The sequence below is a fragment of the Streptomyces sp. NPDC034670 genome (assembly GCF_055574875.1).
Genome location: NZ_JBVITR010000051.1, coordinates 14,006 through 19,268, shown reverse-complemented (window position 1 = coordinate 19,268; position 5,263 = coordinate 14,006). Strand labels below are relative to the sequence as shown.

At 77.2% G+C, this 5,263-nt stretch carries 5 protein-coding genes; all 5 read left to right on the top strand.

The genetic code is table 11. The annotated features are described in order from the left end of the window. Nucleotides 1-301 precede the first annotated feature (301 nt). The 5 genes from ACZ56B_RS26920 to ACZ56B_RS26900 all read left to right on the top strand — a co-directional run bounded on the left by ACZ56B_RS26920 (nt 302) and on the right by ACZ56B_RS26900 (nt 5,161). Entirely contained in the window at nt 302-1,375 is a 1,074-nt protein-coding gene (locus ACZ56B_RS26920) for a zinc-dependent alcohol dehydrogenase family protein (protein WP_468795849.1), read from the top strand. Nucleotides 1,376-1,551: 176 nt separating this feature from the next. Continuing rightward, nucleotides 1,552-2,151, top strand: a complete 600-nt coding sequence (locus ACZ56B_RS26915; protein WP_468795846.1) for an Rv1733c family protein — start codon at nt 1,552-1,554, stop codon at nt 2,149-2,151. 297 nt (nt 2,152-2,448) lie between these two features. Next, nucleotides 2,449-4,179 carry a SulP family inorganic anion transporter gene (locus ACZ56B_RS26910; protein WP_468795843.1) on the top strand — a complete coding sequence of 577 codons (1,731 nt, stop codon included), beginning with the start codon at nt 2,449-2,451 and terminating at the stop codon, nt 4,177-4,179. Between the two features lie 67 nt (nt 4,180-4,246). Continuing rightward, nucleotides 4,247-4,663 (top strand): ATP-binding protein, encoded by a 417-nt coding sequence (locus tag ACZ56B_RS26905; protein WP_468795840.1) that lies wholly within the window; start codon nt 4,247-4,249, stop codon nt 4,661-4,663. 147 nt (nt 4,664-4,810) lie between these two features. Continuing rightward, nucleotides 4,811-5,161, top strand: coding sequence for an ArsR/SmtB family transcription factor (locus ACZ56B_RS26900; protein ID WP_468795837.1), 351 nt, complete (start codon nt 4,811-4,813; stop codon nt 5,159-5,161). Nucleotides 5,162-5,263 lie beyond the last annotated feature (102 nt).

The following is a 5,263-nucleotide window of genomic DNA, read 5'->3' as shown; positions in this document are numbered from 1 at the left end:
CCGGCCCCTGGGGGGCCCCTGGGGGAAGACCCCCCCACCTGCGAAAAGGGGCCGTCGCACGGCTGGGGGGGGGGGGGGTGTCCCCCCCGGGCCCCACCCACCCCTCACGCGGGAGCGTGCCCGGCGGGAGCCGCGTCCCCGGCCCCGGACGGGGGCCCGCGGCCCGGCGGATTCCGGCCGCCGCGCCCAGACTGGAAGAGGCAGGACGGCGGCCCCGGCCCTCCGGGTCCGCCGCGGACACAGGCGGGCGCGGGCGCCCGGCGCCGGAGCCCGCCGCGGAGCAGAAGGGGTGAGGACCGGCATGAAGGCCTACGTCTTCCACGGTCCCGGGCGGTCCGCCTGGGAGGAGGTCCCCGACCCGGCCGTCGCGGAACCCACCGACGCGATCGTGCGGGTCGACGCCGTCACCATCTGCGGGACGGACCTGCACATCCTCAAGGGCGACGTGCCCGAGGTCCGCCCGGGAACCGTCCTGGGGCACGAGGCGGTCGGCGAGATCGTCGAGACCGGGGGCGACGTCCGCACCGTCCGCCCCGGGGACCGGGTGCTGGTCTCCTGCATCTCCGCCTGCGGGCGGTGCCGCCACTGCCGCGAGGGCATGTACGGCCAGTGCCTGGACGGCGGGGGCTGGGTCCTCGGGCACCTGATCGACGGGACCCAGGCCGAGTACGTCCGCGTCCCGTACGCCGACCTCTCGGTGCACCCGCTGCCCGGCACCCTCGCGAACGAGGACGCCGTGCTGCTGGCCGACATCTTCCCCACCGCCTACGAGGTGGGCGTGCTCAACGGGCGGGTGGGGGCGGGCGACACGGTCGTCGTGGTCGGCGCCGGGCCGATCGGGCTCGCCGCGATCGCCACCGCCCGGCTGTTCGCCCCCGAGCGCGTCATCGCCGTGGACCTGGCCGCGCCCCGGCTGGAGGCGGCCAAGGCGTTCGGCGCCGACGCCGTGGCCGACGCGGGCGAGGCGCCCGAGCAGCTGGTCGCGGACCTCACCGGCGGACTCGGCGCGGACGTGGCCGTCGAGGCGGTGGGCGTCCCGGAGACCTTCGAGATGTGCACCCGCATGGTGCGGCCCGGCGGCCGCCTGGCCAACGTCGGCGTGCACGGCGCTCCCGCCGTGCTGCACCTCGAGGACCTGTGGAGCAGGAACGTCACCATCACCACGGGGCTGGTGGACACCCGCTCCACGCCCACCCTGCTGCGGATGGCGGCCACCGGCCGGCTGCCCACCGGGCAGCTGGTCACCCACACGTTCCCGCTCGACCACATGCAGGAGGCGTACGACGTCTTCGGCAACGCCGCCGAGACCGGTGCGCTCAAGGTCGTCCTCGGTGTTCCGCGGCACGAGGTCGTCCCCGTGCACCCGGTGGCCTGACGGGGCCGCCACCGGCCCCCGCGGACCGGGCCGCACCGTGCCCGGACGGCCCCCCTCCGGCCCCTGCGGGAGAGGGCGGCGAGGGTCCACCCTGGAGGAGGGACGCCGTGCCCCGGCGGACCGGCCGGTCCCGGCCCGCCGCGGTGTCCGGCGCGAACGCGAGGAGGTGACGCCCCATGGGGAGGACGCACGGGGCGGGGGTCCGCAGGGTGCGGCTGTGGCGCTGGCGGAGGAACCCGCTGCGGCGCCGCAGCGATCTGGTCGAGGCCTGGGCCCTGCTCGCCGCCCTCGTCCTCGCCCTGGCGGTCGCGGTGGCCGCCGCCCTGGCGGCGGCCGGAGCCGTGGACGGGTCGCTCGCCGAGCGCCGGGACCGCGCCCGTGCCGTCGCGGCCGTACTGCTCGAGGACGCCGCCCACGCGACGCCCGCGTCCGTGTCCGAGGACGGGGACGGCGACGTGTGGGCCCCGGTGCGGTGGACCGCCCCGGACGGCACCCGGCACACGGGCCGCGCGGAGGCCGGACCGGGGGCCGAGGCGGGCACCGAGGTCACCGTGTGGACGGATCCCGGGGGGCGGCAGGTCTCCCGGCCGCCCGACGGTGCGGAGGCGCGGTTCCAGGTCGCCATGGCCGGCGTCACGGTCGGTGCCGCCACCGCGGGACTGGGGCTGCTCGGCACGCGGCTCGTCCTGAGCGGGCTGCAGCGGCGCCGCCTCCGGGAGTGGGAGGCCGAGTGGCGGCTGGTCGAACCGTCGTGGCGGAGGCGGATGACGGGCTGACGGGCTGACGGCGGCACGCTCGCCGACGGACCGCCGACGGACCGCCGACGGACCGCCGACGGACCGCCGACGGACCGCCGACGGACCGCCGGCGGATCGCCGACGGACGGTCGCGGTCGTGCCGCCGGCTGTCCCTCGCCCCTCGGCCGGAGCACCAGGACTCCTCTGACCTGCGGAATTGCAAAAATTTGCAATTCATTACATGCTTTTCCCGTTATCCCGTCGTGGGCCGTGCGGCTTCGCCCGTCCCCGCGCCCCGGCGACGGGCGCCCTGAGCCGTCGGGAAGTCGAGGGGTCGTGTCCGTACCGCTGTCACCCTCCGGGATCGGGTCCCGGATCACATCGCTGCTGCCCACCCGTGCCGACCTGGCCCAGGCGCGGCGGAACCCGCGCCGCGACCTGCTCGCCGGCCTCACCGTCGCCGTCGTCGCGCTGCCGCTCGCGCTCGGTTTCGGCGTCTCCTCCGGGCTCGGCGCCGAGGCGGGGCTGGCCACCGCCGTGGTCGCCGGGGCACTGGCGGCGGTGTTCGGCGGCTCCCACCTCCAGGTCTCCGGCCCGACCGGGGCGATGACGGTGGTGCTGGTGCCCATCGTCGCCGACCACGGGCCCTCGGGGGTGCTCACCGTCGGGCTGCTGGCGGGCGTGATCCTGGTCGCGCTGGCGCTGCTGCGGGCCGGGGGGAGCATGCGCTACGTGCCCGCGCCGGTGGTGGAGGGCTTCACGCTCGGCATCGCGTGCGTGATCGCGCTGCAGCAGGTCCCCAACGCCCTCGGCGTGCCCGTGCCCGAGGGCGAGCGGGTCCTGGTGGTGACCTGGCGGGCGCTGGGGGAGTTCGCCCGCGACCCCGGCTGGACCTCCCCGGTCCTGGCGCTCGCGGTGGCCGCCGTGATGCTGCTCGGGGCGCGCCGGAGACCGGCCGTCCCGTTCTCGATCCTGGCGGTGGCCGCGGCCACCGTCGTGACGCAGGCCGCCGGCCTGGACGGGGCGCGGCCGATCGGGGACCTGCCCGCCGGCCTGCCGGCCCCCTCGCTGGCCTTCCTCGACACCGGGGCCCTGGGCGGCCTGCTCGCGCCCGCCGTGGCCGTGGCGGCGCTGGCCGCGCTGGAGTCGCTGCTGTCCGCCTCCGTCGCCGACGGCATGACCGTCGGTCAGCGGCACGACCCGGACCGCGAACTGTTCGGGCAGGGCCTGGCCAACATCGCCGCCCCGCTGTTCGGCGGCGTCCCCGCGACCGGGGCGATCGCCCGCACCGCGGTCAACGTCCGCACCGGCGCCACCTCCAAGCTGGCCTCGCTCGCGCACGCCGCCGTCCTCGCGGTGATCGTCTTCGCGGCCGCCCCGCTGGTGTCCAGGATCCCGCTCGCCGCGCTGGCGGGCGTGCTGCTGGCCACCGCGGTCCGCATGGTCGAGGTCGGCTCGCTGCGCGCGACGGCCCGCGCCACCCGCTCCGACGCGCTGCTCCTCGTCCTGACCGCCGCCGCCACCCTCCTGCTCGACCTCGTCCAGGCCGTGATCATCGGTCTGGCCGTCGCGGGCGTCCTCGCCCTGCGCGCGGTCGCCCGGCAGGCCCGGCTCGCCCCGGTGCCGCTCGACCGGGGCGACCACACCGAGGAGGAGCACGAACTGCTGGCCGAGCACATCGTCGCCTACCGCCTCGACGGCCCGCTGTTCTTCGCCGCCGCCCACCGCTTCCTGCTGGAACTGACCGAACTCGCCGAGGTGCGCGTGGTCGTCCTGCGCATGTCCCACGTGAGCGTCGTCGACGCCACCGGGGCCCTGGTCCTCAAGGACGTGGTGGCGAGGCTGAGACGCCGCGGCGTCGTCGTCCTGGTCTCCGGCATACGCCCCGGCCACCGCCGGGTCCTCGACTCCGTCGGCGCCCTGGAGCTGCTGCGGCACGAGGGCCGGGAGTACGCCACGACCCCCGAGGCGATCGGCGCGGCCCGCGACCACCTGGAACGCACCGGCGTCCTGGCCCCGTCCCCGACCCCGGCTCCGGCCCCCGCGCCCGCCCGGGAGGCACCGTGACCCGCACGCGCCCCCGCCGCCCGGTCCCGCGGGCCGCGTCGTGCCGCTCCTCCTCCCGGGGGCGGCCGTGACACCCCGGCTGGACACGCTGCCGCACCGCCACGTGCTCACCCTTCCCACCGAACCCGCCGCCGTCCGCCTCGCCCGCGAGACCGCCGAACGGGCCCTGGCGCAGTGGGGCATCGCCGCCCACCACCCCGCGGTGGGCCCGGCGCTGCTCATCCTGAGCGAACTGGTGACCAACAGCGTCCGGCACGCCGCCGAGGCCTCGCCGCAGACGACCGTGGTCTACGCGGCGGGCCCCGAGTGCCTGGTGCTCGCCGTGCACGACCGCCACCCCCACCGGCCGCGGCTGTACGCGCCCGCGGGCGGGGGCGGTCTGGCCACCGTCGTCGAGCTGACCCACGGCCTGGGCGGCACCGCGGTGGTCCGGGGCGACGCCGACGGCCGGGGGAAGAGCATCTGGATCACACTGCCGCTGTGACGTCACCGGACCCGGCCCCGGACGGGGCGGAGCTGCGGAGTTGCTAATGTCGGAAACCGTCGAGGCGGGCGTCGACGAACAGGTGAGGCGAGGGACCGGGGTCCGGCCGTCCGGGCCGTACTGCCGCGCCGGAAAGGGAACGGCACGATGACCACGCCGCTGTACCAGCTGAAGGCCGAGTTCTTCAAGACCCTCGGGCACCCCGCCCGCATCCGCGTGCTGGAGCTGCTCAGCGAGCGCGAGCACGCGGTGGGGGAGATGCTGCCCGAGGTCGGCATCGAACCGGCGCACCTCTCGCAGCAGTTGGCGGTGCTGCGGCGGGCGAACCTGGTGGTCGGCCGCAAAGAGGGCTCCACCGTCTACTACTCGCTGACCAGCCCGCACGTGGCGGAGCTGCTGCGGGTGGCGCGCACCATCCTGTCCGGCGTCCTCGCGGGTCAGGCGGAACTGCTCGCCGACCTCCGGGCCGCGCAGGGCGAGGGCGGGTCCCCGTCGTGAAACGCGCCCGTGGGGGCGGGCGGGGGGGGGGGGGGAAGGGGGGGGGGGGGGGGGGGGGAGGGGGGGGGGGGGGGGGGGGGGGCTCCCCCCCCCCCCCGCCCC

Bases quoted from the DNA above. Each gene is read 5' to 3' on its own strand.
- ACZ56B_RS26920 (WP_468795849.1), top strand. From the start codon at position 302: ATGAAGGCCTACGTCTTCCACGGTCCCGGGCGGTCCGCCTGGGAGGAG.
- ACZ56B_RS26915 (WP_468795846.1), top strand. From the start codon at position 1,552: ATGGGGAGGACGCACGGGGCGGGGGTCCGCAGGGTGCGGCTGTGGCGC.
- ACZ56B_RS26900 (WP_468795837.1), top strand. From the start codon at position 4,811: ATGACCACGCCGCTGTACCAGCTGAAGGCCGAGTTCTTCAAGACCCTC.